Below are 26,275 nucleotides of genomic sequence, written 5' to 3'. Positions count from 1 at the left end.
TCTTTCTATGAGACTCCGAATGGCGCTGAAGGTCAACCCGGTGGCTGCTAACCTGAGATTTATGAACCTGATTGTGAATACGCAGTGGGTGGCGGATCGGCTGGGAGATGGGAAGCTGGTTCTGGTGGATGCGACGATGCCTCCGGTGGGTATGACGCCTGCCGTGGATACTCGCGGGCGCTATGTGACGGAGCATCTGCCGGGTGCTGTTTTCTTTTCGATTGATGACCTTAGCGACCATTCGTCGGGGTTGCCGCATACGCTGCCTTCGGCCGAGAGCTTTGGCTCGAGCATGGAAGCGCTGGGCATCGGGAAGGATGACACCATCGTGGTCTACGAGCAGGTGGGTGTGTTCTCTGCCCCGCGCGCGATGTGGATGCTGCGCAGCTTTGGTGCGACGGATGTGCACCTGCTGGATGGCGGATTGGTCGCCTGGAAGGCTGCGGGTTTGCCTACCGAGAGTGGTGAGGTGACGCGGGAGCGCGCGTCCTTTGCAGCAGAGTTGAAGCCGGGTGCGATGACGACGTTTGCAGAGTTACAGGGGAAGATTGCTGGTGGTGAGCAGATCCTGGATGCTCGTGCGCAGGGACGATTTGATGGCACGTCACCTGAGCCTCGTGCGGGTTTGTCGTCAGGGCATATGCCGGGTGCGATGAATGCTCCGTTTATGGAGCTGGCGGTGGATGGGAAGATGAAGTCGCCGGAGGAGTTGCGGGAGTATTTTGCGGCTAAGGGTGTTGACCTTTCACAGCTTTGTACGACGACGTGTGGATCCGGTGTGACGGCGGCGGTGGTTTCGCTGGCGCTGGAGTTGGCTGGAGCTGAGAAGCTGAGTCTGTATGACGGTTCGTGGGCGGAGTATGCGTCGCGGCCGGAAGCGGTGATTGTTAAGAGCTAGTCGTCTCTGATTGGAAATGCAAAGGGCACGGATGTCTCCGTGCCCTTTGTGTTGTTTGTGGTTTCGCTTAGCGTGCGATAGCCATGGGGCCTCGCCATGTGGCGATGCGGTTGCCTGCGGGATCGAGGACGGTGACCTGTATGTCGTACTCGCCTGCGGTCAGGTTTGTGAGCGCCACCTTCATACGGATGGGTGTGGTGCCGAGACGACTTTCAGCGATGGGTTCGGCTTTGACGGCCTGCGTTTCCATTGCTTTCTTGCCGTCGCGGAAGACGGAGACGTATGCCACCAGAGGTCCGCGTGCTGAAGCCGCAGGAGCAGCGGCGCCGGGTGTGGCCGGGGCTGTTGCAGGTGCAGCGGGTGCGCCTTGATATGCCTGCAGCAGGATCTCAAGGTCGCGGTCTGTGCGGAAGACGCGTGTGACCGACGGGATGAGTTTGCCTTCGGCGCTCATCAGCGGATTCACCGCGTCGGCCTTTGCCTGGTCCTTGCCCTTCATGGTGTTGAAGAGTGCGGACTTGGTATCAACGCGCTGATTGCTGAGGATGACGGAGCTGATGGGAAGCTTCTTCGTTTCCTTGTTCAAGTTCGGAATGATGAAGCTGGTTTGGTAAGTACCGATGCGGCCCGTCTCGTCGTCGCGTGCGAGGAACTTGATGCTGTAACGACCCGGCAGCAACGTGAAGCCGGTGCTGTATTCAATGGGACGCTTTGCGAGTTCCGCGGCGGTGGCGTCGCTGATCTTTACGTCGACGTTGTCGCGAAGGTTGGTGACAGTGTTGCCACCGATCTCATCCTTGATTTCGCAGACGAAATCGATGACGGTGTGTTCACTGCCGAACTTCTTTGCGAGTGCGAGTTCGCGGCCGGGGATCTTGACCGTGAGTGGGACGAAGTATTCCGCGCGATTGAGCTGGAAGTAATTCAACTCCATCGCAATGGTGAGTTCCGTGATGGGGTCGCCGAGCATGAGCGCGTCTTCCAACTGACGCTCTTTCTCGGTGCCGTTGAACTTACCGAATTCCTTGTTCGCGTAGTAGCCCTTGCGGTAGTCGAGCGAGGCGTTGAGCGAATCGGCGACGGTGATCTTGATTTTGCGAAATGCACCGTTGAGCGAGGTGTTCGTTGTGTAGTAGCCGATGAGGTAGTAGTCGGTGATGGCCTTCTGTGCGCGAACGATGCCTGCATCGAGATCGTTGTTATCGAAGAAGGCTTTGCCGCCGGTATCTGCAGCGAGTGCGTAGAGCGTGTCCTGCGATTGCTGGAAGCGATCATTCACGGCGGTAGCGGCGGTGCCGCTGTACATGCCCTGGCCGCCGGGCGAGCCCTGCGATGCATCACCGAGTGGCGGCGTAGCAACAAGACCGCGTGCGTCGATGGGCCAGAAGGAAACACCGGATTTCACAGCAGCTTCGACCGTTGCGTGGAGCTGCGCCTGATTGTCGTTGCCGTTGAGGCGAAGGCCGCTGGCGAAGTAGAGAAGAATCTTCTTCTCATTCATGGCGCCGAGCATGCTGGCTGCTGTCTGCAATGCCGACAACTGACGATCTGTGTTGAAGATGTTGAACTCGCCGGAGTCCTGACCGAAGGCCGCGCCTGTGTCTGCGCTGCTGTCGTCGCTGACGGTTTCATCATTGCCTTGCCCTTCACCCACGATCATGGTTTCGAGGATGGAGAGCATCTTGTTGCGGTCCTGCGAGAAGTCGAGAAGGACGTCGACGGAGCCTACCTGATAGCGCAGGATGGAGACCATGTCTGCAGAGGTCATCTGCGTGCGGATGAATTTTTCCGCGGACTGCAATGCGCGCAACTGATCATCAGGACGCATGGCGGACATGTCGAAGTACATGGCGATCAGGCGCTTGTCCTTGTACTGCGCGGACTGCTGAAACGATGTGCGCGCCAGCCTCTTGTAGATCTTGACCTGTTCGTCGTTCGGGTCCTGTTTGGGCAGTGGCTCGGCGTCAACGGGCAATGATTCATGCTCGAAGACTCGAATCTTCTGCGGTGTGCCATCTTCGGTGACCGTGAAGTCGTTGGCAGTAAGGTTCGGAATGAACTTGCCGCTCTTGTCCTTGATGACGACCGCTTCTGTGACGAGTTGTGACTTGACGCTAAGCGTGTAGGAACCGTCCTGACCCTGGGGCTGATTGGTGCCAATCTGCTGCGATAGGGCCGAGTTTGCGAGCGCGAGGGTTGCGATGAGTACGAGAGATTTCATGGTTAGAAGCGAAGCCTCCCGCTAAGTTCGAATTGACGCATTCCCTTGGCTGACGCAGGCAAGCCGAAGGTGGTGGCGGGCAGAGTGGTGACCCAACCCGTGTAGACCACGTGATTCAGGATATTCGTGCTGTCGACGCGAAGTTCAAAGCTGTATGGGTCACGGAACTTGAAGACGCGCGCCAGTGATGTATCCAACGTTATCGCGTTGGGGCCTTCGATGGAGTAACGACCCGCATTGCCGAACTGGCCATTCGCGGGTGTTGCGTATGCGGCTGAGTTGAGATGATAGCCCGTGGGTGCTGCATAAGGGTCTGCACCAGTGCGGTTGGGCCGAAGGATGTTGGTGAAGCCTGTGCCGGGGATCGTGGAGACGACGATGGGAGTTTGCGGCAGACCGCTGCCCGCGCTGAACTCTGATGCGATGGTCCACTGCTTGAGCAATTTGCCGCGCCAGCCAGTCATCAGCGTGCCACCACCCATGCCCATGCCAGTGGTGTATTGCAACGTGAACTTCAACAGATGACGCTGATCAAAGGATGAGCGGCTGCGTTCGGCACGGAGGTTCTGCCAGTTCTGCGCCAAGGATTCTGCCGGAGTGTTGTAAGCCGTGAGAGCCGACGAGACGGCTGCAGTGTTCGTGCCACCGCCGCCGAGGAAGGCAGCGTTATCAATGGAGTGTGCGTAGAGATAATCCAGCGTTGCGGTTATTCCGCTACGCAGACGACGACGCAACTGCACTTCTCCCGCGTGGCGAATGGCGTTGGCATACGAAGTGCGATAGACGAAGCCGCGTGGGCATGATGCGCAGGTGGCTGTGCCGCCGGGCGCGTAGGTGTTGGGCAGGAATTCCTGCGGCACATGCGTTCCCTTGGAGCCGAGATATTTCGCAGTGAGCACAAGAGAACCGGGGAGATCCTGTTGCACGCTCAGATTCCACATCTGCGCGTAGCCAGTACGGAAGTTGGGATCGATGGCGAAGGTGTTCGACGTTGTCCCTGCGCAGTTGATGAAACCGTTTGCCATGGTGAGCGGGCAGGTTGCACTGCGGGAGACGTTGAGGCTGGTGGACAACGGCGATTGCTGCGACATGGACTCTGCAGCGTTGAGATAGACAGAGGTGTCTACATAGATGCCGTAGCCACCACGGATGACGAGCGGCTGCGCAGGCAGTGGACGCCATGCAAAAGCGAAGCGCGGCTGGAATTTGCGAAAGTCCGGACGGACCAGCGATGACGGATAGTGTTGGCCGGTGAGCGGGCCTACCGGGTTGTAACCAAGCACCTGCTGCACATTGGTGAAGCCTGGTGCGACATCGAGGTTAACGAGGCGCCCCTTCAACTCGGTGTTCGGTGCGCCGTAATCCCAGCGGATGCCGGTGGTGAGAGTGAGTTCCGGCTTGATGCGCCAGTCGTCTGTGACGAAGAGATCGCTGACGGACTGGCGGAAATATTTGTCCGCGTTGCCGAAGGCGACTCTGCTGGCAGAGGGTACACCTAAGAGGAAGTCTGCGAAGTCTGATCCGGAGGCTGCACCGGTGAAGGTGAAGTTACCGCGCGGATTGGACTGTGCGAGTTGATTAGACTCCTGCCGACGGAAGCCGCCGCCGAAGGTGACGGTGTGGCGACGATGTGTCCATGTCGCTTCAACGGAGAGTTCATCGGTGCGGTTGCGATCGAAGGCACTGATGCCATCTGTGAGTCCTGCGATGCCGCTGGAGAAAGCCAACGTTGGTGGGCCCCAGTTGGTGGGGTCCTGATTGTTACCCGTGATGCCCGCGTTGCCGCTGATGTTGGTGCGGTTGGAGAAGTACGGTGTAACGTTTGTGCGCAGGCGCGTGAAGCGATACCCAGTGTCGACGAACAACTGGTGCGGGAAGCGATGCTGCCAGTGCACGTTGGTGTCGATGCCGAGGGTGCGTGTAGTGTCGCGGAACTGGAATAGGTTGGCGCTATCGGAGCGCAGATTGCGGAAGCCAAATCCGCCGAAGAACGAATCCCGGCGGCCTATGGTTTTGTCCAGGCGCGATTGCAAGGCATCCGCATGCAAGCCGGTTAGCGCTTGTGTCTGATAGTTGTAACTGGTGTTGCCAGTGACGTTGGGCAACGGGTACAGCGCAAGCAGAGCTGCAGCCTGCTGACTGATGGGTACAGGACCAACGACGGGCAAGCCTGTTGCCGGGTTCACGATGGTACCGGCGACAATGCCATTGCGCTGGTCCGCTGTGGGAACGAGGCCGGTGTAGTTCGTTGCGTTATTGTCGCGCGTCCACTGGTAGGCAACGAAGAAGTTTGGCCCGTTGTAGAAGAGATGCGGGATGCGGATGGGGCCGCCAATGGTGGCGATGCCGGTGAATTGTGTGTACGAAGGCTTTGGCAGTTGCAGGCCCGACACGGAGTACTGCTTGGCATCAAACGGTGATGCACTGAGCTGGAAGCCAGCGCTACCGGTGTAGAGGCTCTTGCTGCCAGCACGACGCGATCCGAAGGCCTGTGCCAGCGAATACTTGCTGGTGGCTGCGTTGTTCTCGCTGCCGTTGATCAGCATGCCGTCTGCGCTCTTGTCCGGTTCGGACGAAGCGGCTGAATCTGCTGGCGGTGGTGGCGGTGCAGAGTTGTCGCCAGCGTCCTTCGCCTTCGCTTTTGGTGCGGGCTTTTCGACGGCGGCCGTAATCACCGGCGCGGGCGCGTTGGGCAGCATGGCCTTTGCCGAAGCAAGCACCTCTGCGAGCGGCATCATCTGCAATTCCACTGGGGCTGTGGGCGTTGTCTCCGGGATGGTCACCGTTGCATCGACAGCGCGGAAGCCCTGCATCTCCATGTGGAGCTTCCATTGGCCCGCATCAATCGTTGGGAATTGGAAGATGCCCTGTGAATCAGTTGTGGCGACCAGCTTCTTGTCGCCCTGCGTGGCTGTGACCGTAACGCCGGGGAGCGGCAGGCCGTTGGCAAGTACGCGTCCGTGATGTTCTGCAGCAGATGCTGTCACCGCTGAGAGAAACAGCAGTGCTGCTGCGGAGGGACGCGCCTTCGACTGAATGGACAATGCTCGGATCAATCAGTTCTCGCTTGGTTTTTCGACGTGGTCGAGGATCATGACATCAACGGCGGTCTTTTCCGCGTCGAGCTTCAAGCCGCTCTGCTGCTGGATGGCAGTGAAGATTGGCGGTGGCGCATCCGGGGATTCGTCCGGAACAATTTTTACATTGAAGACAGCGAACTGCGTTTCATCGGGCGTCCATGTCAGCGTGCCGTTGTAACGGCCCTGCAATCCTGTGTGATTCACCACCGGGCGATCAAACACCGCGCCCTGAAAGCCGTGGCAGATGTCGTCCATGGTTTGATTGCGCATGATGAGATGACCTAGCTTGGTGAACTGAAAGCCGCCACCGCTGTGTTCATCGCCATCGGTCTTCGTCATCTTGACGCCGTCTTTTGCGACGGTGAGGACGTACGCTGACATCTGCTGCTTGCCTTCATGGAACTTCATGCCGAAGCGTTGCGCCATCAGCTTGCGCAGCATGCCCTTCACCTGCGTACCAGTGGGATTGCCCGGTACATCCGGCTCGCCTGTAACGATGTCAAACTTGTCCGTTCCCATCCAGTCAGGACCACCGACGATCTGCTTCGGATTCACATCGTAGGCGAAGGCGATCATGTCATTGAGGGTGGTGTTGCGCGTTTGGAAGTGGCGCGGCGGACCACCGAAGCCCTTGCCCTGTTCATCGGGCGGAGCGGGCTTAATTGTGGCAACATCCCAGCTCGGGTTCGCGTCCGCTGCCATGGGTGGTACAGCTTTGGGTGGTTCCGGGATGGCCCATGCTGTGTCGGGTGTAGCGCGTACAAAGATCATTGGCAGGGGCTTGTCACCCTGCTTCATCTGACCGGTGATGGTTGTTCCATCTGGCGACAATGTGCCACTGTAAAGGCCGTCGATGGCATCGATCTTCAGAACCAGTTGGCCCCCCTGAAACGTGGTGGTATCGACAGGAATGGGGCGTCCACCCTGATCAATACTGAAGAACTGTGTTTTGAGCTTGCCGTCCGCGTCCTTACTGATCTTGATGACGGTGCGAAAATCTTTTTCCGCATGCAGTGTGCCCTGCCAAGTGTCGTCAATGTTGGTCTTTGCAGCCGCAGCCTGCACAGCGGCAGCATGCAGTCGCGCGGGGGGAAGACTGACGACGCTGAAGGCAAGCAAAGCAAAAGCAAGGGGACGCATGGACGAACTCCTAAAGGTTTAGGTTACAAGGCTGCACATGGATATACGTAAAGAAAGCCGATCCGTTCCACACTTTCTTCAGATTCCATTGAACTTCCCTTTCCTGCGGACTTTGAGGGACTTAGTTGTCGCTGGGCCTCTCCACGTGATCAATCACCATCACGTCGACCGCGGTCCTTTCCGTTGTAAGCTTCAGGCCCAACTGCTGCTCCATAGCGGTAGTAATGGGCGGCGGTGCATCGGCAGATTCGTCCGGTACGATCTTCACACCAAAGATTTGAAACTGCGTCTCGTCCGGCGACCACTTCAAGGAGCCGTCAAAATGGCCTTCAATTCCGGTGTGATTTACGCAAGGACGGTCGAAGACACCACCCTGCATCCACGATGCGAAGCCATCCATGGTGATATTCCGGAATACAAGATTGCCTAACTTACCAGGGAAGCCGAACCCCGAACCGGTGCGTGGGTCGGCGGTGGATGGGGTCAGCTTTGGTCCGCCCTTCGCCACACTGATGACGTATGCCGACATCTCTTTCTTCACCATGTGAAACTTCAGGCCGAAGCGTTCCGCGATCAGTTTCTTCATCATGGACTCCATCTGCAGCGGGTCCGGTGCGCCCGGTTCATTCGGTTCGCCAGTCGTGATATCGAATTTCTCTGACTCCCGCCATGCATCGCCGCCTTCTAACTGCTTCGGATTGAGTCCGTAGGCAAAGAAGATGAGGTCATTCAGAGTGGTGTTGAAGGTCTGGAAGTGACGTGGCCGGCCGCCGAATCCTTTACCCTTCTCATCTGGTGGCGCAGGCTTGATGGTGGCAACTTCCCAGGAGGGGTCGGCCTTGGGGTCCATGAGCGGTACCGGCTTGGGCGGTTCCGGGATAGCCCATGCCGTCTCATTCGTAGCGCGCACGAAGATCAGCGATGCCTTGTTATCGCCCGCCGTGCGTGTACCGGCGATAGTATTGCCGTCCGGCGATATCTTCCCTTCATACGTTAGGCCGGTGAGCCTGATGTCGAGACTCAGCGTTCCGTCAGTGAACGCGACCTTATCGATTGGAATCGCAGGGGACTTCTGATCGATGAACCACAAGGTGCCCTTCCAACCGGTCGGCGCCTTTTCAATCTTCACCACCCACCGATTGTCGCGGCCATCAGGCTGACGCACCGCGCCCTGCCAGGTGCCTTCGATGTTTGATTTCGCTTCTGCAGCTTGTGCGGATGCTGCTCGTGCAGACACAACGGTACAAGGAATAGCAGTGAACATAACTGCGGCTAATGCGATGCGGGCACTTACACCAAAGCGCATGAGTTACTCCCGAAGGAACCAGATTAAAAAGGGCTGCACCTAGATATACGCGGCAGCGTGAGTTTGGTTGGGAAAAATTGCAATCGTTTTCGAAAAATTCAGATGCCGGGTCTATTTTGGTTCTTTGTGCCTGGCAATCCGCTCGTTCCTAAAGATTTAGTTGATGCTTTGCCTCTCCAAACCAATTCACAACCAGAAGATCTACGGCGATCAAACGTGGTCATCATACCTATGTAGTTTTCTATACGCAATGAAATTGTTCGGAGATATTCCCGGGGATGAAAATGGAAATGCCGGACCCATTGTTAAGTCCGGCATTCCGTCGGCTTGCTATGTACTTACAGCTTTTACGCAGGCAGTGCTTCGAGTGCGGCCTTTGCCTTGTCGTAAAGCAATTGCGTTTCAGACTGCTGTTTCTTCAGGCCTTCAATGACGTTTGCCGGGGCCTTGGCCATGAAGCCTTCGTTACCCAACTGGCGGTTGGCTGCCTCCAAGCCCTTGGTGAGCTTGGCGATCTCCTTGGTGAGTCGTTCGCGTTCCGCGGGGACGTCGATCTGGCGCTCGTAGACTACGCGTACATCGAAGCCAACGCCGGAACGTGCATCGGTACCGGTGAGCGTTTCTGAGGCGAAGTCTACGTCGCTAACGCGCGCGAGCTTTGCCAGCATGTCACGGTGCGCGTCGGCGAGTGCAAGAGTGCGGTGGTCGCCGTGGATGAGGATGGGAGCGGCTTCCTTTTCAGGAACTCCGAGGTCCTTGCGCAGGCCACGAATGGTGTTGATGAGTTCCTGCAGCGTGTTGATGGCAGAGACCGTTGCGTCGTCTGCCGGGAAGTCACTGGGTTGCGGGAAGCGTGTGAGTGCGATGCTCTTTGCGTAGGGCTTGCCTTCGTAGAGTGCGTGCCATAGCTCTTCCGTGAGGAAGGGCATGAATGGCGACAACAGGCGCAGCGATGCTTCGAAGACGCCGACCAGGCCTGCGAGCGAGATTGCCGTCTCCGGGTTCTGGATGGGCTGTTCGCCTTCCTTGAGTTCCGGGAAGTCGAGACGCAGCTTCACGAGTTCCAGATACCAGTCGCAGAACTCGCCCCAGAAGAATTGATAGACCGCGTTGGCAGCTTCGTCGAAACGGTAGTCCTTCAACGCGTTGTCTACTTCAACGGTCACGGCATTGAGGCGCGCGAAGATCCAGCGCGTTTCAATGGGCGTGATCTCAGGCAGAGCGCCGACCGGGTTCGCAGCGCCCATGGTCATCTTGTAACCAGCGGTGCGTGCGCGGTCGATCTGCAGGAAGAGGAAGCGTGCAGCGTTCCAGATCTTGTTGGCGAAAGCGCGATAGCCTTCGGTACGCGCTTCGCTGAATGCGATGTCTGTACCGGGCGAAGCCTGTGATGCGAGTGTGAAGCGCACAGCGTCTGTGCCGAAGCGTTCGATGATCTCAATGGGGTCGATTACGTTGCCCTTGGTCTTGGACATCTTCTGACGATCAGCATCGCGCACGAGTGCGTGGATGTAGACATCGCGGAAGGGTACGGCATCTTTCAGTTCGCGCTTGCTGCCATCGGGCATGGGCACATCAAGCATGAAGTGCGTGCCCAACATGATCATGCGGGCCACCCAGAAGAAGAGGATGTCAAAGCCGGTGACGAGAAGATCTGTTGGGTAGAACTTTGCAGAGTCTTCTGTTGGCTCTGGCCAGCCAAAGACTGTGAACGGCAGAAGGCCACTGGAGAACCATGTGTCGAGTACGTCGGTTTCCTGTTGCAGTTCTGCGTGATCGCAAGAGCCGCAACGTTCCGGACGTGTGCGTGCAACGCAGGTGGTGCCGCACTGCGGGCAGTGATACGCCGGGATGCGATGGCCCCACCACAACTGACGCGAGATGCACCAGTCATGGATGTTGCGCATCCACTCGAAGTACGTCTTGGCGTACATCGGTGGCGTGAACTTGATGTGACCTTCTTCAACGGCTGCGATGGCCTTGTCTGCGAGCGGCTGAATCTTGATGAACCACTGCATCGACAAGCGCGGCTCAATGACTGCGCCGCTGCGCTGCGAAGTTGCAATCGCAAGTGTGTGGTCCTTGATCTCGACGAGCAGGCCCTGTGCTTCCAGGTCTTCGAGAATCTTCTTGCGCGCTTCGTAACGATCGAGGCCGTGGTACGGCGAGCCGGGCAGGTCGATGTGCGCGGTCTCGTCCATGATGGTTAACTCAGCTAACTGATGGCGCTTGCCGATCTCGTAGTCATTCGGATCATGCGCAGGCGTTACCTTAACAGCGCCGGTGCCGAATTCAGGCTTGGCCCATTCGTCTGCGAGCAGTGGGATTTCACGGCCTACCAACGGCAGCTTGATGGTCTTGCCGACGAATGCCTTGTAACGTTCATCTTCCGGGTTCACCACAACAGCAACGTCGCCGAGCATGGTCTCAGGGCGCGTGGTTGCGATGACGATGGAGCCGCTGCCATCTGCGAAGGGATAGCGCAGGTGATAGATTTTGCCGACGGTTTCCTTGTGTTCGACTTCGAGGTCGGACACGGCGGTCTGCTGGATGGGGTCCCAGTTGACGATGTAGCTGCCGCGATAGATGAGGCCCTGTTCATGCAGGCGCACGAAAGCTTCTGTCACCGCGTTGGACAGGTTCTCGTCCATGGTGAAGTATTCGCGGCCCCAATCGACGGATGCGCCGAGGCGCTTCATCTGCGTGGTGATGGCGCCGCCGTACTGCGACTTCCACTGCCACACGCGATCGAGGAACGCGTCGCGGCCAAGCTCTTTGCGGTTGGTGCCTTCAGCCTTGAGCTGCTTTTCCACCATCATCTGCGTGGCGATGCCGGCGTGGTCGGTGCCGGGTACCCAGACGCTTTCTTCGCCCAGCATGCGGTGCCAGCGAGCGAGGATGTCCATCTCCGTCTGGTTGAGCATGTGGCCCATGTGCAGTCGGCCCGTGACGTTGGGCGGCGGCAGCAGCATGACAAATGGCTTGCGGCCATCGGAGGGCTGGTTCAGCGGGGTGTCGAAAAGTTTTTCGGCGACCCAGAAGTCCGCCCATTTCTGTTCGATGGCGGCGGGGTCGTAGGCTTTGGGAAGTTCGTTCGGCATAAGAAAAGGAGCGCTGTTGTGCGCTCCTTTCAGGATACCGGAATGCTGTCTGTTGGTCAGGACGAGCGGCGTTTCATCCGATAGTGCAGCCTTAAAAACTGCCTGCCCCAAAGCCACAATGTGTGATCCGCTCGGACGGTGTCCTTCTCTCCCGGATACACGCGAATCTCTTCCTTCATTGTCTTCACGTATCGGCCGTGGAGTGATCCATCCGTACCGCGAACCGTGAAATAGAAACCCGCGTCGCCAAAGCCATCCCCCATGGATTGCACCGAGAGCGAACCGTCTGCGTGCCCTACTGCCTTCATCACTACGATTGCATTTCCATTGGGCAATGGGAAAACGACCTTCACGCAACGTGAAGACTGGCGTGGCGGTTGGCATGTGGAGTACATGCCTGCATAGAGCACATTGCCTGTGGCAGGCAGCTTGCGAACCCAAGCTGTTTGCGAGATATGACCCTGCGCATCCTGCATGGAGATAACCTGGCTGGTCATACCCTTTGCTGAGTCCATGGGAGATAACGGAACGTTCAATTGTTGAAGACGGCGACTGAAGATCAGACCGAGCGCACTACCGAAAGGGCGAAAGCCGGAACACCATTCCGACCACGCATCCAGGTCGTATTCCGATGTGTGCTCGTAGAAATCGCGCACCTCACTCGCAACATTTGCGAGGGATGGATTGCCGTCCGCAAGAATTCCGAAATTTGGCAACAGACCACGTTCGCCTTCAACGATCTGGCGCAATGCATGTTGCTGCGCATAGTCATCGAAAACGTGTTCGCCAATCAGACGCGTTTTTCCGATGGGGCCACCCAACCACTCTGCTTCAGTGGGTGAAAGTCGGCGGCCCGTGAGACACACCCATCGCTGGGTGGTCCAGTCGCTAAGATTGCCTCGTGTTTCTCCTAACCAGATCACGCGGTCTGCTACTTGTCCTTAAACAGCAGGGGCGTGAAGTCCACCAGATCGTCGCGCCAGACCATCCAGGTGTGCATGCCGGGGGTTTCGCGGGTTTGGACGTCGCCCTTGATGTTTACCTTGGCCCACTTGCCGAAGGCGCGGTTGGCGGGCATCAATGAGTCTTCTGTGCCGCAGCTCATCCAGAAGAGTTTTAACGGCTGCTGCGTCTTTGCATTCGGCACGATTTGCGCAAATCCCTTGTCCAGATCCGCGCCTTCCGCCGTGGGACGCCAGCCAGTCGTTTCAAACGCGGGTGAGACGACCGCGGATGAGAATGCGCCTACGTAAGCAAACGTCTCCGGGTGGTTCAGGCCGGTGTAGATGCTGTGGCCGCCGCCCATCGAAAGGCCTGCGATTGCGCGATGATTGCGATCCTTTGCGATGTTGTAACGCGCTTCCGCCATGGGGATGACTTCGTGCAGAAGCTGGTCTTCAAAGAGCTGCTGGTTCTTGAAGATCATGCTGCCGACGCGATTCCAGCCTGCGTGGACGATGCTCATGGTGCCGTAGCCCAGCGGCATGACGACGACCATGGGCTTGATCTTGCCGTCGTGGAGCAGCGCATCCATGATGAGGTTCGCCTGACCCGCCTGCGTCCATCCGTTGGAGTCGTCGGAATAGCCATGGTTCAGGTACAGGACGGGGTACTTCTCTTTGCGTTTGGGGTCGTAACCCGGCGGTGTGTAGACCCAGATGTTGCGGAAGCCGTCGTCATCGGCGCTGGGCGTCACGAGCTTTGAGCGGTAGAAAAGGTGTGTGACTTCGCCGTGCGGGATATCCTGCATCTCCCACGGGAGTGGCGTGGCTCCGGGGATGTGGACGACCGTGGTGGGGCTGATAAGGTTCGGGCGGATGGCCGCGTTGCGCGGGTCGAGCGTGCGCTTGCCATCAATGGCGAAGGTGTAGCCGTAGTAATCGGGGCGCAGCGGGCCAACGGATGCTTCCCATACGCCGTTGTTCTGGTTCTGCTGCATGTCCACGGCTTTGGCCATGCCTTCTACCGTGACCGTGACTTTCTTCGCATTGGGAGCTTCAACGCGGAAGGTTACCGTGCCGTCAGTCGCGACGTCAGGCGAGACGATCTGCGGCGGAGGAACCATGCCCTGCGCGGAGGCAGGAGAGGAAGCGGTCTGTGCGTGAGCAAGAGGTAGAACAGCAAAGCAGGCGGCGGCGAACAGGCTAAGGGGTCGCATGGATTGCAAGTGTAGCGCGTTGCGATAAACCCGTGTAGTGCATGAAAAGAGGCAGCCCGAAGGCTGCCTCTTCCCGTTGCGATAACTTGCAGATGTTTAGAAGGGATTGAGCTTCTTGAGGCCCTTCTTTTTCTTCTGCGTGCTGGAGGACTCTTCGTCCTTATCGATCTCTGGCTTCACCTTCTTCGGCTTGCCGTTCTTATCCAGTACAGGTGCCTGGCCAGCGGGTGTCTTCTGTCCGGCGACGTCGTTGACTGTCTCCGGAGCGTCGGCAGCCTTTTCCACTGCAGGCAGTTCCGTGTTGTTACGCGGACCTACGCCGGAGATGGTGCCTGCCGGAACGCTGCCTGCGGCAGGCGGTGCGGATGAGTTACCCGTGCCGTCCGTGGCGCCGGGCGAGAGGATCGTCACGCCAGCGGTGCGACCGCCGGTGGATGTCGGTGTGGCGACGCCCGTGGGGGTATCGGTAAAGCTGCTGCCTGCGTTTGTGGGCGCTGCGTTCTCAGCAGGAATGTCCTGCAACGACGCGGGAGAGCTTCCTGTTCCAGCTGCAGCGGCAGTCGAAGCATCGGTGCCTTCAGCAGCAGCGGGAGTTGCGCCATCCGCAGGAGCATTTGTGCCGACTGCGGGCACGCTTGCCTTGGGATCAAGCGCCGCCTTGTAAGCTTCATTGCTGCGGTTTGCCACTTCCGGCGCGAGCGTTGCCTTGGGATCAACCAGAGCAGGATCGCCGATGCGGGCGGTCTGCACGGTATCTGGTCCGCGGAAGATGAGGCCCTTGGCGCGGTTGGCCAGCGTGTAGGTCTGACGGCTGTCTTCCAGCGCCTGGCTGGCAGCAAGCTGCTCTGGCGTGGGCTCAGGAATGGGCCGATTCATGGCGTCCAGGCGGTCGCGTGCATCTTCCACGTGGGGCGATGCTGCATACTGCGTGGCTACGCGGGAATAGGCGGCAGCAGCCTGATCGTCATACGTCTTCAGCAGGCGAGCCTTTGCGTCTTCCGGCAACTGTAGTGTGCGGATAAAGCGCGACTGTGCCTGATAGGCATCGCCGAGGCTGATGAGTACCTGGTCGATGTGGCTATAGAGCGGATACGTGTCGACCACGGTCTGCAGACGCGCGATGCTGGCGACCCAGTTCTCGTGGGTGCCATAGAACTCGCCGATGGAATGTTCACGCTGGGCAAGCACTTCCTGCACTTCACGCAGATGCTGCTTCGCCTCCGGAACCAGAGAGGAATCCGGGTACTGGGCGAGCATGTTCCGATACTCTTCCTGCGCGTGGATGCCCTTGGTGTAGTCGCGGTCGGGGCGGTCCATCTGCTTGAAGTAAATGTCGCCGATGCGCATCTGCGCTTCCGCGGCTTCCGGAGCATTCGGGAAGAAGATGATGAAGTCGTGGTATTCCGTTTCAGCCTGCGCCAGCGCGGCGCTGCCGCCTTCGCGATACCAGCTGTCGGCGAACGCCAGCTTGGAACGCATCTGGTATTCGGAGTCCGGGTAGGTCGAAAGCAGGGTCTGCAGATCAAGGCGGGCGACTTCAAAGCGGCCCTTGTTGATGGCAACCATCGCCTTGTCATACAGCAGCTTGTCCGGCTGTGAGCTCTTGACGTCGCCCAGCGGATTCACCTTCATCTGCTGCTTGCGGGCCTTCTCGCTCTTGACGGTGTCCTTGGACTGGACGACTTTGTCATCCTTCTTATCCTGTGTGGACTTACGCGTCTTCTTACCGGAGTTGTTGCTGAGGACAGCGGTGGGCGTCTGGTCGTCGGGTGTAGCGGCGGTCGTTCCCGGAGGAAGCGACTGCTGCGCGCATGCCGAAGCTGCGATACCGCCCATCAAGAGAGCGACCGCAACGCCACGGCGAATGAAGAAGGAACGCGGCAATGCCGACTTCCCGAAGAGTGAAACCATGCCTGAAAACCCCTGGGTCCGGCGGCCGGTCTTGCTGCCGGAATAAAGCTCAATCCATTCTAAAGCCTGTTCTCCGTTTTGGACGGCGCGCTGGGTAAAGCGTTTCATAGCAGGGCTGGATACAGAAAAATGCCGCCGTGCCCGAAGGGGACGGCGGCTGAGATGGATGGGATTTCGCTAAAACGTGAGTTTTCCTGAGATCTGCAACTGACGCGAGGATCCAAGATCGCCAATGGGGAATCTGGTCGCCGTGATAACGCCGAAGGTGGCGCCACTCTGCGCCGTGGTGCCTGGGTTGCCAAAACTGGGATGGTTGAAAAGATCAAACATGTCCACCTTCAGCTGAAACGCGACACGTTCCACGATCTTCGTGTTCTTGGCTAGCGACAGGTCAAAGTTGGCGAAACCGGGTCCTACGAGAGCATTGCGGCCCATGGTGCCGAATCCGGTACTGGGTGTGTAAAAGGTGCAGCCGGAGGTGACAGAGGTGCAGACTGAGCCGCCGGGATTGGCATCCGAGCCACCGGACGCAAACCAGCGAACAGTCGGCGATGTACCGGAGTAAACGTAATCCTTGCGGTACTGAACCGCCTGCAACAACGTGGGATGCTGTACGCCACTGGTGCCGGTGAAGGTGGAGGTGGTGGTGATGTTCAGCGGATTCCCGGTTTGCCACTGCAGGATGCCGGAGATCTGATAGCCCTTGACCAGCCGGTTGCCCTTGAACGGCAACTGGTAGACCGCGTTGCCAGAGATGCGGTGACGCGTATCAAAGTCCGACGGGCCGTAGTTTAGGTAGGGGCGCGTGCTGTCAGTGAATTGCGTGCCGGTGCCGGAACCAAGATCAAGCGACTTGGAAAGTTGGTAGGTGGCATTTACCTGGAAGCCGCGTGCCATGTTTTTGCGGACGTTCAACCACATGGCGTTGTAGTTGGACTGACCAATGCTGGACGCCTGCGTGACGTTGGTGTTCAGGGATGCGTTCGGGCTGATCGGGCTGCTGGCCGAGATTTTTGTGAAATTTCTCGCGGAGGTGGTTGGGCTGATCTGATTGACGTTCAGGCTCTGTCGCAGATGACGGCCCACCGAGCCGTAGTAGCCGACGGAAAGCGCCATATTCATTGGCAGCGCCTGTTGCAGATTCAGGTTGTAGCTCTGGACTGTGCCGTTCTTGTAGTTGTTCTGTACCGATCCCACGGAGATGGCGGTGGCCGCGGCGGAGGCATAAAGCGCGCTGAGCGGAATGGTTGGCAGATATGTGCTGCTGCCCTGCGTGAAGGTTCCAGAAGCCGTGGCGGTATAGCTGACGCGGTTGGTGTATGGCGGGTTCGCGCTTAACGTTGTCACCAGGCCGGAGAGCGGCTGGTCTGCGGCGATGGAATAACCTCCGCGCAACACCGTGTTGCCCGAGCCGAAGGGATCATAGGTAAAGCCGAGGCGCGGCATGTAGTTGTAGTTCTGGCTATAAAGATCTTTGTAGCCGGGAGCGCCCACTGGATTCAGCGTTTGATCCGCCGGGTTAAAGATGGTCGCCTTGCCCGCGCCCAACGTGGGAGTGCCAAACCACTCGAAACGGAAGCCTGCCTCAATGGTTAGGTTCGGCGTCACTTTCCACGTGTCCTGCACAAATGCACCCAGAGCATTACCGAAGACACGGCTGGTATTGGGCTGTGGCGTGATGCTGAAACCGGTGGCTCGACCCAACTGAAAATTTTGAATGGCTGTTCGCGCAGGCGTTACTGTTGCGCCGCCTGTGGTGGTGAGCGCCGCAGACGGGCCAAAGCTGAGCGTGCCCGCATCCTGCGAGAAGTTGGCGTTCAGGTATCGCCGATACTCTCCACCAAACTTCACGGAGTGCTTGCCATGCGTGTACGTCAGAGCATCGGACAATGCGCCCAGCGTGTCGATGCGGCCAGAGGGAAATCCGCTGGGACCGCCAATGTTGATGCCGGTAGTGGAGATGCTGGTTTGCGGAATGCCTGCCGCGGGCGTTACTCCCGCTGGAAAGTTGTTCATGCCAAAGCTCGAAGCGCCCTGCGTGAAATTACTGATGAAGGAAACATTCACTCGATTAGCGCCCAGCCGGAACTCGTTAATCAGCGACGGGCTGAAGACGTGCGTTTCATTAATGGTGGCGATCTGGCGATAGCCGGGGCGATGATCGCCGAAGCCGGGCAGCGTGTTGCCCTGCGTTGTGGGCTCTGTACGGATGTCTTCCTGAAAGGCATAGAAGCCGTGCAGTGTGTCGTTCTGATTGAAGATGTGCAGGATATCCATGGTGCCCTGGTCAATGTTGACAGGACCGTTGATGAAGCCGGTGTAGACACCGCCCGGCGATTCCGGAATGAACTGCATCAGTTGGAGCGAGATGGGATCGGTGACGCCTGCGCGTTGCGCATCAGTAAGAACGATGGTGTTCACTGAGAGACCCTGATGCTGACGAAGAGCCTCATAGCTGGCAAAGAAAAAAGTCTTGTTACGCCAGATGGGGCCACCGACAGAGGCGCCGAAGTTGTGACGCTTCAGAGGAACCTGCGCCTGCCCTCTTGGATTGAAAAAATTACGCGCATCGAACGAGTTGTTGCGCACGTACTCGAAGACTTCGCCGTGGAACTGATTGTCACCGGAACGCGTGGATACATTCGTCACCGATCCGGAGTTGCGACCATACTCCGCCGATGGTGTGGAGTTGTTGATCTTCACTTCCGAGGTGGTGTTGATCGATGGCTGAAAAACAATCTGCGCATTGCTGATGTCGTTCAGGTTGATGCCATTGATCTGGAAGTTCACGCTGTCATCGCGATTGCCCGCGGTAAGAAAAGAGAAAGCTCCCACACCGCGGCTGGGCGCTGTGAGGTTGCCGTTTGCGGGAGCTGTTACGCCGCCCGGAGTGAGCACCGTGAGATCGAGAAAGTGACGGCCATTCAGGGGAATCTCCTGCACCGTTGTCTTATCGATGACCTGACCAACTGTCATGGACCCGGCGTCGATCACCGGTGCGCCGCCGCCTTCCACCTGCACCGTAACGCCCTCAGCACCTACGGAAAGCTGGACGGGAAGGTCGGCCTTCTGGTCGACCTGCAGAACAAATTTCTCCACCTTGAAAGTGGCGAAACCCGCGGCCGCGACAGTGACGGTGTATTCCCCCGGCTGCAACGACGGCAGGACATATTCGCCGCTGTTTCCACTTGTTACGGAACGCTCTGCACCCGTTGCGTTGGAATGAACGGTCACAGTGGCGTTGGGAATCAACGCTCCCTGCGGATCTTTCACGACACCGGAAAGTGTGGCCGTGGTCTGCGCGTGCGCAATACTCGTTGCTGCGACGGCGATGGAAACATACAACGAACGGGAAAAACGAGTCATGTGTCTCAGCTCCGGTAACACGGTGTGTACAACGGTGAGCAAACAGAACTTCGTGGGTGCAGGAAGACGCGCACTTCACGCTGGGAGAACGTGTGCCTGATCTCACTTGGAGATACAGAGGCGCAGCCAATCGGAGGCAAGGCGCACTCCAATAGCAAACTGATTAGTTTTCTTAACGAATTATCGGAAGTGTAACAAATTCTCTTCCGCGCGCAAGCCACTTGCACGCACAGGAAATGTCATTCCTTTGTCGCGGCTCTGCGGAACCATCAGAGGCAGACGGCTCCGCAGAGTTTGAGTTATTTGCCTGGAGCCATGGTGGCTCCGGTCAGTTGTGCGATGGCGCCAAGCGTGGTCTGCGCTGCATTGAGACCGAGGCGGAAATCATCATCCGTGTAGAACGAATAAACGTCAGTGGGCTGGTGATGCTGGGGGTCCCATCCGCTGCCCATCTGTGCACCGCGTTCCACCTCGCGCAAACTGAGTGACGGCGTCAGGTCCATGAACGGTGACGAATCCGTGTTGGTCATGTGCGGTCCCACGTTCGCTGGATAATCCGTGGCGTACTTGTCATCCGCAAGCTGAAACTTATGAGCCAATGCCATGGCCTGATCCGCGTACTTTGATGTGACCTGGTACTCAATGTTCACGTCGGCTTCAGGACGCTGCTCTTTGCTCATAGTGCCGTCTTTGTGCGGCATCCCGTGATCGAACATCATCATGTCGTGCTGGACCATGCCCAGCCATTTCGGCTCTGGATATTTACCGGAGCCCGCAGGCGACTCAACGCCCTGCAGGTCCTTGCGTTGTGCCACATAAGCGGCGGCGCCATTCAACCCCGTCTCTTCGTTGTTCCAGAGCGCGAAGCGAATCGAGATATCCGTCGTCACATCAGGACTGCTGAAGATGCGCGCCAATTCCATGACCAACGCGGTGCCAGAGCCATCGTCGTTAGCAGCCTCGCCCCAACCAATGCCGTCCATGTGCGCGCCCAGAATGTACATCTGATCCGGATGCTTTGTGCCGATCTTGGTGCAGTACACCTCTTCGCGTTCACCGGGTTTGGAGGGCTCGGTATCGAGTGCGCGAATCTTCTCATCCGGCTGCTTCATGGGATCGTTGTTCACTGTGTCAGGGAAGATGTTGCCGCGACGGCGTGAACCGCCGGGGCCTTCAGAACGATCGTTGCTGCGAGGACGTACCGGCGGAGTTGCAGGCGGCTGATAGTCGTAACGGATACGTTCCGTGTTGGTGCAGCCATAGCTCTTGAGCTGCGCTTCAATCCAATCCACGGCCTTGCGGTTACGTTCAGTTCCCTGTCTGCGATCGCCAAACTGCGTCAGCCCTTTGATGGTGGCTTTATATTTCTCCAGATCGAGACGTCCGACCATAACGGAGATGGGGTCCGGGGCTGCTGCTGGCATGGATGCCTGCGCCGATGCAAGAGCTGCAGACGAGCACACTACAAACGAACAGACGAGTTTCTTCAGCATGGAAAATCCCCTTCTTCTGGTGCGTGTGAGTTGGATGAGAGATTGGCTCTCATCCTAAGCACCGCGGGCCTTACACGCAAGTAGAAAGGTTTCTTAACTAACTATGCTGTGAGTTCACCCGCTGAACGAGCAACACGCAAAAACTCTTCCGCGTTCTTCGTGGTTTGAGCCTGATTTCCCGGACCAGCGAAGATAGCAGAGCCTGCAACCAACAAATCAGCGCCTGCGCGAACGACCTCTCCCACTGTGTCCACAGCGATACCGCCGTCCACTTCAATGCGGAAGTTCAGGTTCATCTCTTCACGCAGCGACGCAAGATGTCGCACCTTTTCCACGCAGCGCGGGATGAAGCTCTGGCCACCGAAACCAGGGTTCACCGTCATAACCAGAACGTGATGCACCATGGGAAGCACTTCGATCAGGGTCTCAACGGGCGTGGCCGGATTGATGACGACTGCGGGCTGCATGCCGTGTTCGCGAATCTGCGTGAGCGTGCGATGCAGATGACGGCAAACTTCTTGATGGACAATGACCCAGTCCGCGCCTGCCTTGGCAAAGTCCGGAATGTAGCGATCCGGGTCTTCGATCATGAGGTGGACGTCCAGCGGCAGATTGGTGCAGCGGCGCACGGCAGCCACAACGGGCGGTCCGAAGGTGATGTTAGGCACGAAGTGGCCATCCATCACATCCACATGGCAAACGGTGCCGCCGGCACGTTCGGCCGTGGCGATCTCCTCCGCAAGGTGGGTGAAGTCAGCCGCAAGAATGGAAAACGCAAGGTCGATCATCTAGAGCCGAGTTTATCAAGCCGGTATGGTTGAAGTAGGAGAAACCATGTTGACCGGCGATTCACTGGCCCTACCCTCGGGCAATTTCAAGGCGTACCTGTTTGATTTGGATGGAACGATTGCGGATTCGATGCCCGCGCATTTCATTGCGTGGACGAATACGATTCGCGAACACGGCGGCACGTTTCCGGAAAATCTGTTCTATGAGTGGGCAGGTGTTCCGCCAGTGGGCGTGGTGAAGCTACTGAATGAACGCTTTGGCTACACGATGGATCCCGAAGCCGTGGTGGCCGACAAAGAAGCGCAGTATCTGCTGGGCGTAAGCAACATCAAGCCGATTGCCTCTGTCCTTGCGCACATCACGGCGCAGTACGGGAAGATTCCGCTGGCTGTGGTGTCAGGATCGCCACGTGAAAATATTTTGAAAACGCTTACCGCGTTGGGGATTCTGGATCGTTTCGCCGTCCTGGTGGGAGCGGAGGATTACACCAAGGGCAAGCCCGATCCTGAGCCGTTTTTGAAGGCCGCAGAGCTTCTGAAGATTGCACCGGAAGACTGCTTGGTGTTTGAAGATGCCGATGCGGGTATTGCCGCCGCGAAGGCAGCGGGCATGCAGTGGGTGCGTGTGCCGGTGATACTGCCGGGCGCAGGTTCGCCAGCGCTTTAGATCTGGCCACACCGTCTGTTTCGCAACAGACGGTGTGCGTTAGTTCACGAAGCGGGTCATGCGCACGTTCATCACGATTCCAAGTGCAAGGAACGTGAAGATGATGCTGGACCCGCCGTAGCTGAGCAGCGGCAGCGGAATGCCGGTGACGGGCATCATGCCCAGCACCATGCCGATGTTGATGGCGATCTGGAAGATCATGACCGCTGCGACGCCCATGACCAGCAGCGTTCCCGGTGGGTCCTTCGCTGTCTGCGCGTTTTGCACGAGACGGATGAGGATGAGGAAGTAAAGAATCAGCACCAGCGCCGCACCGACAAAGCCGTGCTCTTCGCAAAGCGCCGCAAAGATGAAGTCGGTGTACGGGATGGGGAGGAAGTCGCCCTGCGTCTGCGTTCCCTTGGTTGCGCCCTTGCCCCAGATGCCGCCAGACCCCACAGCGATCAATGATTGTCGAACCTGGTAGCCGCTGCCTTTGGGATCGTTCTCAGGGTGTTGGAAGCTGGTTAGACGCGCCTTCTGGTAGGGCTTGAGAACCTTGCCGCTGGTCCAGATACCAACCACCATCACGACGAAGGTGACGACCAGAATGGCCGCCTTCTTCCACGAGATACCGCCGAAGAATAGTCCCGCAATCAGGATCGGTGAGTAGGTCATGGTGGTGCCAAGATCAGGCTGTTTGAGCACCAGCAACATAGGGATACCGATGAGCGCGAAGGCTTTGCCAACGTCTTTCCAGTCAAGCTCTTCTTTACCGGAAAGCCCCCAAAAATAACGTGCTGCCGCCACAATGAGCACCAGCTTGACCCACTCCGACGGCTGAAAGTGGATGCCGCCTGGAAACGCAATCCACCGTCGTGCGCCAAGCACTTTTTTGCCGACGACAAGCACCGCGAGCAACGACGCGATGCTGATGCCGTACGCCCAATGCGCAATCTCAAGAAGGCGGTGGTAGTCGATGAGCGAAACGATGAACATCAACGGCACGGCGATACCAAGAAACATCATCTGCTTGGTATGGAAGCCGTGAAATTTGGTGTGGAGCGTGGCGGAGTAAATCTCCATAACGCTGATGAGGCTCATCAGCATCACGAAGCCGAAGAGCGTCCAGTCAAAGTCACGATAGGCGGAAAAACGGGTCATCTGCGGCTGAGTTCAGTATAAGTGGCAGCGGAGATCAGGCCGCGGTCTAAGCGGCTGGCTTCTGTTCTTTCGGCTTCAGCGCCACGGGCTGCGATGCAGGCCTTGCGGCGTCCTTGTCAGCAGGTGCAACTGGCTTCGCGCTCGCAGACGGCTGAGCGGACTTGTCGTCTTTCGCGCCACTGTCCTGATTGGGAGGCTGCGGCAAGGCTGCCTGTACCAGACGAAGATTACCGGCCTTCTTGCGCTGCTTTTCAACGAAGGCGTTCACAACCTGTGCGGCGAGCTTCGCGGAGTTGTTGCCCCAGTAACCGTGCTCCCACAGAACCGCTACAACGATGTCCGGGTTGCGGCGCGGTGTCATGCCAACGAACCATGCGTTGGGAAGGGTGGCCTTGTCCGCAGTTCCCTTCTTACGACCGCTGATGACGTCGGCCGTGCCTGTCTTGCCTGCGAAGTCGATGCCTTCCAGATGCGCTTCCGCGGCGGTACCGATGCTGCTCTGCGTCACGTTCGCCATGGCGTCCGTGATGGTCTCCCAGTTCTCCGTGGAGATCTCGATGCGCTTCTTGCCGGTGCCGGGATAGGTCTCTTCAAGCGCCTGCTGCATCTGGGGATCGATCTGATCTGCCATGACGGAGTGAGGTCGGATGAAGACACCACCGGATGCGATGCCGCTGAGTGCGCGCGCCAACTGGATCGGGCTGGCCTGAGTGGCGCCCTGGCCGATGCCGACCGAGATCGTCTCGCCCGCGTACCACTTGTCACGCTGCGCCTTCAGCTTCCATTCCGGCGAAGGCATGATGCCGGAGGCCTCGCCGGGGAGGTCGACGCCGGTCTTTTGACCGATGCCCACTTCATGACCATATTTCGCAATCGTGTCGATGCCGAGCTTGTTCGCCAGCGTGTAGTAATACGTGTCGCAGGAGTACGGGAGGGCGTTGCGGATGTCCACGGAGCCGTGGTGGCGATCGCATCCGAAGAAGTGGCCGTAGAAGGTCGCGCCGCCGTTGCAGACCACGCGCAGATCCTGCGCAGCATTCTCCTGCAGGCCCGCAAGCGTCATGATGACCTTAAACGTAGACCCTGGAGCAAGTTGCGCCTGAATGGCCTTATTCATCAGCGGATGGTTTGTGTCTGTGACGATTCCGTTCCAGTAGGAACGTGAGAGACGTACTGCGAACTGGTTCGGATCGAAGGTTGGCCGGGACACCATTGCCAGGATTTCGCCGGTGTGCGGATCCATGGCGACGAGGCCGCCGTTCTTGCCCTCCATCACCTTTTCCGCCACCATCTGCAGGTCCAGATCGATGGTCAGCTTGAGATCCTTACCGGGGACGGCGAGTTCTTCGCCCAATTTTCCAATTTCGCGGCCGTGGCTGTTCACGATCACGTCGCGCGAACCGTCAGTGCCACGAAGAATGGCGTCGTACGCCTCTTCCACACCGAACTTGCCTACGACGTCGCCGGGTTCGTAGAAGTCGTACTTGGGATTCTTGAGGTCGTTTTCGCTGATTTCGCCGACATAGCCGATCAGGTGGGCAGCAAAGCCGTCGCGCGGATACAGGCGACGCTGCTCTTCCAGAGTTTCCAGTTCCGGTAACTCGTTGAAATGAGCGGAGATGAAGGCCTGTTCGTCCGGTGTAATGTCCTGCTTCAGAGGAATGGGCTGATACTTTGGCGCGTACTGATAATGGCGCAGAATGTACTGAAGCTGATCCATGGGGAGGTGCAGACCCTCAGCGATCAGCGGCAGGTCGGCATCGCGCATCTGTTCGCGCAGCAGGAAGCAGGTGACGGAAGAGTAGTTGTCCACCAGCAGGCGGCCTTCGCGATCAAACAGGCGACCACGCGGTGCCAGAATTGGGACTTTACGGACACGATTCGCTTCTGCGAGCAGACGGTAGTTGTCCGCTCCGAGAATCTGCAATCGCCACAAACCGGCAAACAACACCAGCAAAATCGCGGCGATGACATACTGCGCAGCAGCCAGCTTGCCCGGCGCAATTTTCTCGTCGCGACGGGAGAACGTCTGGTTGTTTGCGTCAGTTGGAAGCATGCAGAAGCACTCTTATGGACGAGTGTAAAAGCAAAAGGCACGGATCGTGTCCGTGCCTTTTGCAAGAGATGAAAACTTTCGTGTTAGCTTAAGCAGCCTTGGTGGCCAGAGCCTTCACGCGAGCGTTGAGGCGGCTCTTGTAGCGCGATGCAGTGTTGTCATGCAGCACGCCCTTCTGGACGCTCTTGTCCAGGATGGAGACGGTTGCGCGGTACTGTGTCTTCACAGCTTCCACATCACCCTTTACCAGGGCCTCGCGCAGCTGGCGCAGCGAACCGCGCAGCTTGGTCTTGTTGGAGCGATTGACTGCGGTCTTTGCAATGGTCTGCTTGGAGCGCTTCAGGGACGATACGTGATTTGCCATCGAACTCTTTTCTCTTCCGTTTGCCGCTTGTCAGGGGCTGAAATCTGGTAGCGCCGTCACCATTTCAGGCCGGCTGCAAGATGGGAGCCTCCACGGCACGGGTCTGCCGGGGTTTCTCCAACCCTTCTACGGTACTCGATTTTAGGCGTTGACGCAAGAGGTTCCCCTCTTATTTCCACAAATAGACCGTCAGGCCGCCCGCCACGATCAGTGACCCGCCCACCATTACCGGCAGGGTGGGCGCAGTGTGCAGCAGCACATAATTGGTGATCTGGAAGACCACAAACAGGGTGGCAATGTACAGCCCTGTAACAGTCGCAAACTCCACCGGGGCCAGGTTGAGCGACGTGCCATAAAGTGCAAGCAACACCGTTCCCAGAAGATAGAAGCCAATCCGCATATGAGGACGAGGCGCTGCAATTGCGATTCGGATGACCGCATCTCCGACCGCCTCAAAGATGGTTGCCATCAAAACGAACAGGAAAACCTTCATACAGTTCATGTTCTCATCCGCGGAATTTCCGGAGTTCCAAATCGGGAAGTTTCAGTTAGCGGAAACTTTGTTAACGAACGAACGATTGTG

At 58.0% G+C, this 26,275-nt stretch carries 17 protein-coding genes; 2 read left to right on the top strand and 15 right to left on the bottom strand.

All coding sequences use genetic code 11. The features are described 5' to 3' along the window. Positions 1 to 19 precede the first annotated feature (19 nt). Positions 20 to 898 carry a 3-mercaptopyruvate sulfurtransferase gene (sseA, locus tag BLT38_RS01950; protein WP_231966689.1) on the top strand — a complete coding sequence of 293 codons (879 nt, stop codon included), beginning with the start codon at positions 20 to 22 and terminating at the stop codon, positions 896 to 898. Between the two features lie 67 nt (positions 899 to 965). On the opposite strand, the gene BLT38_RS01945 is transcribed toward sseA, so the two are convergent. The 11 genes from BLT38_RS01945 to rpe form a co-directional block, all read right to left on the bottom strand. Next, positions 966 to 3,119 carry a VWA domain-containing protein gene (locus tag BLT38_RS01945; RefSeq protein ID WP_083343662.1) on the bottom strand — a complete coding sequence of 718 codons (2,154 nt, stop codon included), beginning with the start codon at positions 3,117 to 3,119 and terminating at the stop codon, positions 966 to 968. Between the two features lie 2 nt (positions 3,120 to 3,121). Then, a complete protein-coding gene (locus BLT38_RS01940; protein WP_231966688.1) occupies positions 3,122 to 6,175 on the bottom strand; it encodes a TonB-dependent receptor in 3,054 nt (1,017 codons plus the stop codon). Beyond that, a complete protein-coding gene (locus BLT38_RS01935) occupies positions 6,176 to 7,339 on the bottom strand; it encodes a TIGR03435 family protein (RefSeq protein ID WP_083343661.1) in 1,164 nt (387 codons plus the stop codon). It abuts the gene before it with no gap. 121 nt (positions 7,340 to 7,460) lie between these two features. Next, positions 7,461 to 8,645, bottom strand: coding sequence for a TIGR03435 family protein (locus tag BLT38_RS01930; protein WP_083343660.1), 1,185 nt, complete (start codon positions 8,643 to 8,645; stop codon positions 7,461 to 7,463). A 347-nt stretch (positions 8,646 to 8,992) separates the two neighbouring features. Further along, positions 8,993 to 11,746 (bottom strand): valine--tRNA ligase, encoded by a 2,754-nt coding sequence (locus tag BLT38_RS01925; protein WP_083343659.1) that lies wholly within the window; start codon positions 11,744 to 11,746, stop codon positions 8,993 to 8,995. 56 nt (positions 11,747 to 11,802) lie between these two features. After that, the gene (locus BLT38_RS01920) at positions 11,803 to 12,669 is read right to left on the bottom strand and encodes a hypothetical protein (RefSeq protein ID WP_156784975.1); all 867 of its coding nucleotides are present in this window, start codon (positions 12,667 to 12,669) and stop codon (positions 11,803 to 11,805) included. An 8-nt stretch (positions 12,670 to 12,677) separates the two neighbouring features. After that, a complete protein-coding gene (locus BLT38_RS01915; RefSeq protein WP_083343657.1) occupies positions 12,678 to 13,904 on the bottom strand; it encodes an esterase in 1,227 nt (408 codons plus the stop codon). 96 nt (positions 13,905 to 14,000) lie between these two features. Next, a complete protein-coding gene (gene bamD, locus BLT38_RS01910) occupies positions 14,001 to 15,815 on the bottom strand; it encodes an outer membrane protein assembly factor BamD (protein ID WP_083346867.1) in 1,815 nt (604 codons plus the stop codon). A gap of 177 nt (positions 15,816 to 15,992) precedes the next feature. Continuing rightward, on the bottom strand, positions 15,993 to 19,181 hold the full coding sequence (locus tag BLT38_RS01905; protein ID WP_083343656.1) for a TonB-dependent receptor: 3,189 nt from the start codon (positions 19,179 to 19,181) through the stop codon (positions 15,993 to 15,995). Between the two features lie 299 nt (positions 19,182 to 19,480). Then, the gene (locus BLT38_RS01900; RefSeq protein ID WP_083343655.1) at positions 19,481 to 20,674 is read right to left on the bottom strand and encodes a M28 family peptidase; all 1,194 of its coding nucleotides are present in this window, start codon (positions 20,672 to 20,674) and stop codon (positions 19,481 to 19,483) included. A 101-nt stretch (positions 20,675 to 20,775) separates the two neighbouring features. Further along, positions 20,776 to 21,462, bottom strand: a complete 687-nt coding sequence (gene rpe, locus BLT38_RS01895; protein WP_083343654.1) for a ribulose-phosphate 3-epimerase — start codon at positions 21,460 to 21,462, stop codon at positions 20,776 to 20,778. A 46-nt stretch (positions 21,463 to 21,508) separates the two neighbouring features. Between rpe and BLT38_RS01890 the strand changes: the two genes are divergently transcribed. After that, positions 21,509 to 22,129: an HAD family hydrolase gene (locus BLT38_RS01890; protein ID WP_083343653.1), complete on the top strand. Its 621-nt coding sequence runs from the start codon at positions 21,509 to 21,511 to the stop codon at positions 22,127 to 22,129. A gap of 39 nt (positions 22,130 to 22,168) precedes the next feature. On the opposite strand, the gene rodA is transcribed toward BLT38_RS01890, so the two are convergent. The 4 genes from rodA to BLT38_RS01870 form a co-directional block, all read right to left on the bottom strand. Beyond that, positions 22,169 to 23,272: a rod shape-determining protein RodA gene (gene rodA / locus BLT38_RS01885; RefSeq protein WP_083343652.1), complete on the bottom strand. Its 1,104-nt coding sequence runs from the start codon at positions 23,270 to 23,272 to the stop codon at positions 22,169 to 22,171. Between the two features lie 46 nt (positions 23,273 to 23,318). Beyond that, complete coding sequence (gene mrdA, locus BLT38_RS01880) at positions 23,319 to 25,328, bottom strand: penicillin-binding protein 2 (RefSeq protein ID WP_083343651.1); 2,010 nt, start codon at positions 25,326 to 25,328, stop codon at positions 23,319 to 23,321. An 88-nt stretch (positions 25,329 to 25,416) separates the two neighbouring features. After that, complete coding sequence (gene rpsT, locus BLT38_RS01875) at positions 25,417 to 25,692, bottom strand: 30S ribosomal protein S20 (protein WP_047496143.1); 276 nt, start codon at positions 25,690 to 25,692, stop codon at positions 25,417 to 25,419. A gap of 169 nt (positions 25,693 to 25,861) precedes the next feature. Then, a complete protein-coding gene (locus tag BLT38_RS01870) occupies positions 25,862 to 26,185 on the bottom strand; it encodes a hypothetical protein (protein WP_083343650.1) in 324 nt (107 codons plus the stop codon). Between the last annotated feature and the right edge of the window lie 90 nt (positions 26,186 to 26,275).

Source organism: Terriglobus roseus, assembly GCF_900102185.1.
GTDB classification, from domain to species: domain Bacteria; phylum Acidobacteriota; class Terriglobia; order Terriglobales; family Acidobacteriaceae; genus Terriglobus; species Terriglobus roseus_A.
The sequence above is the reverse complement of the archived record's forward strand: the minus strand, read 5'-3'. Positions and strand labels throughout refer to the sequence as shown.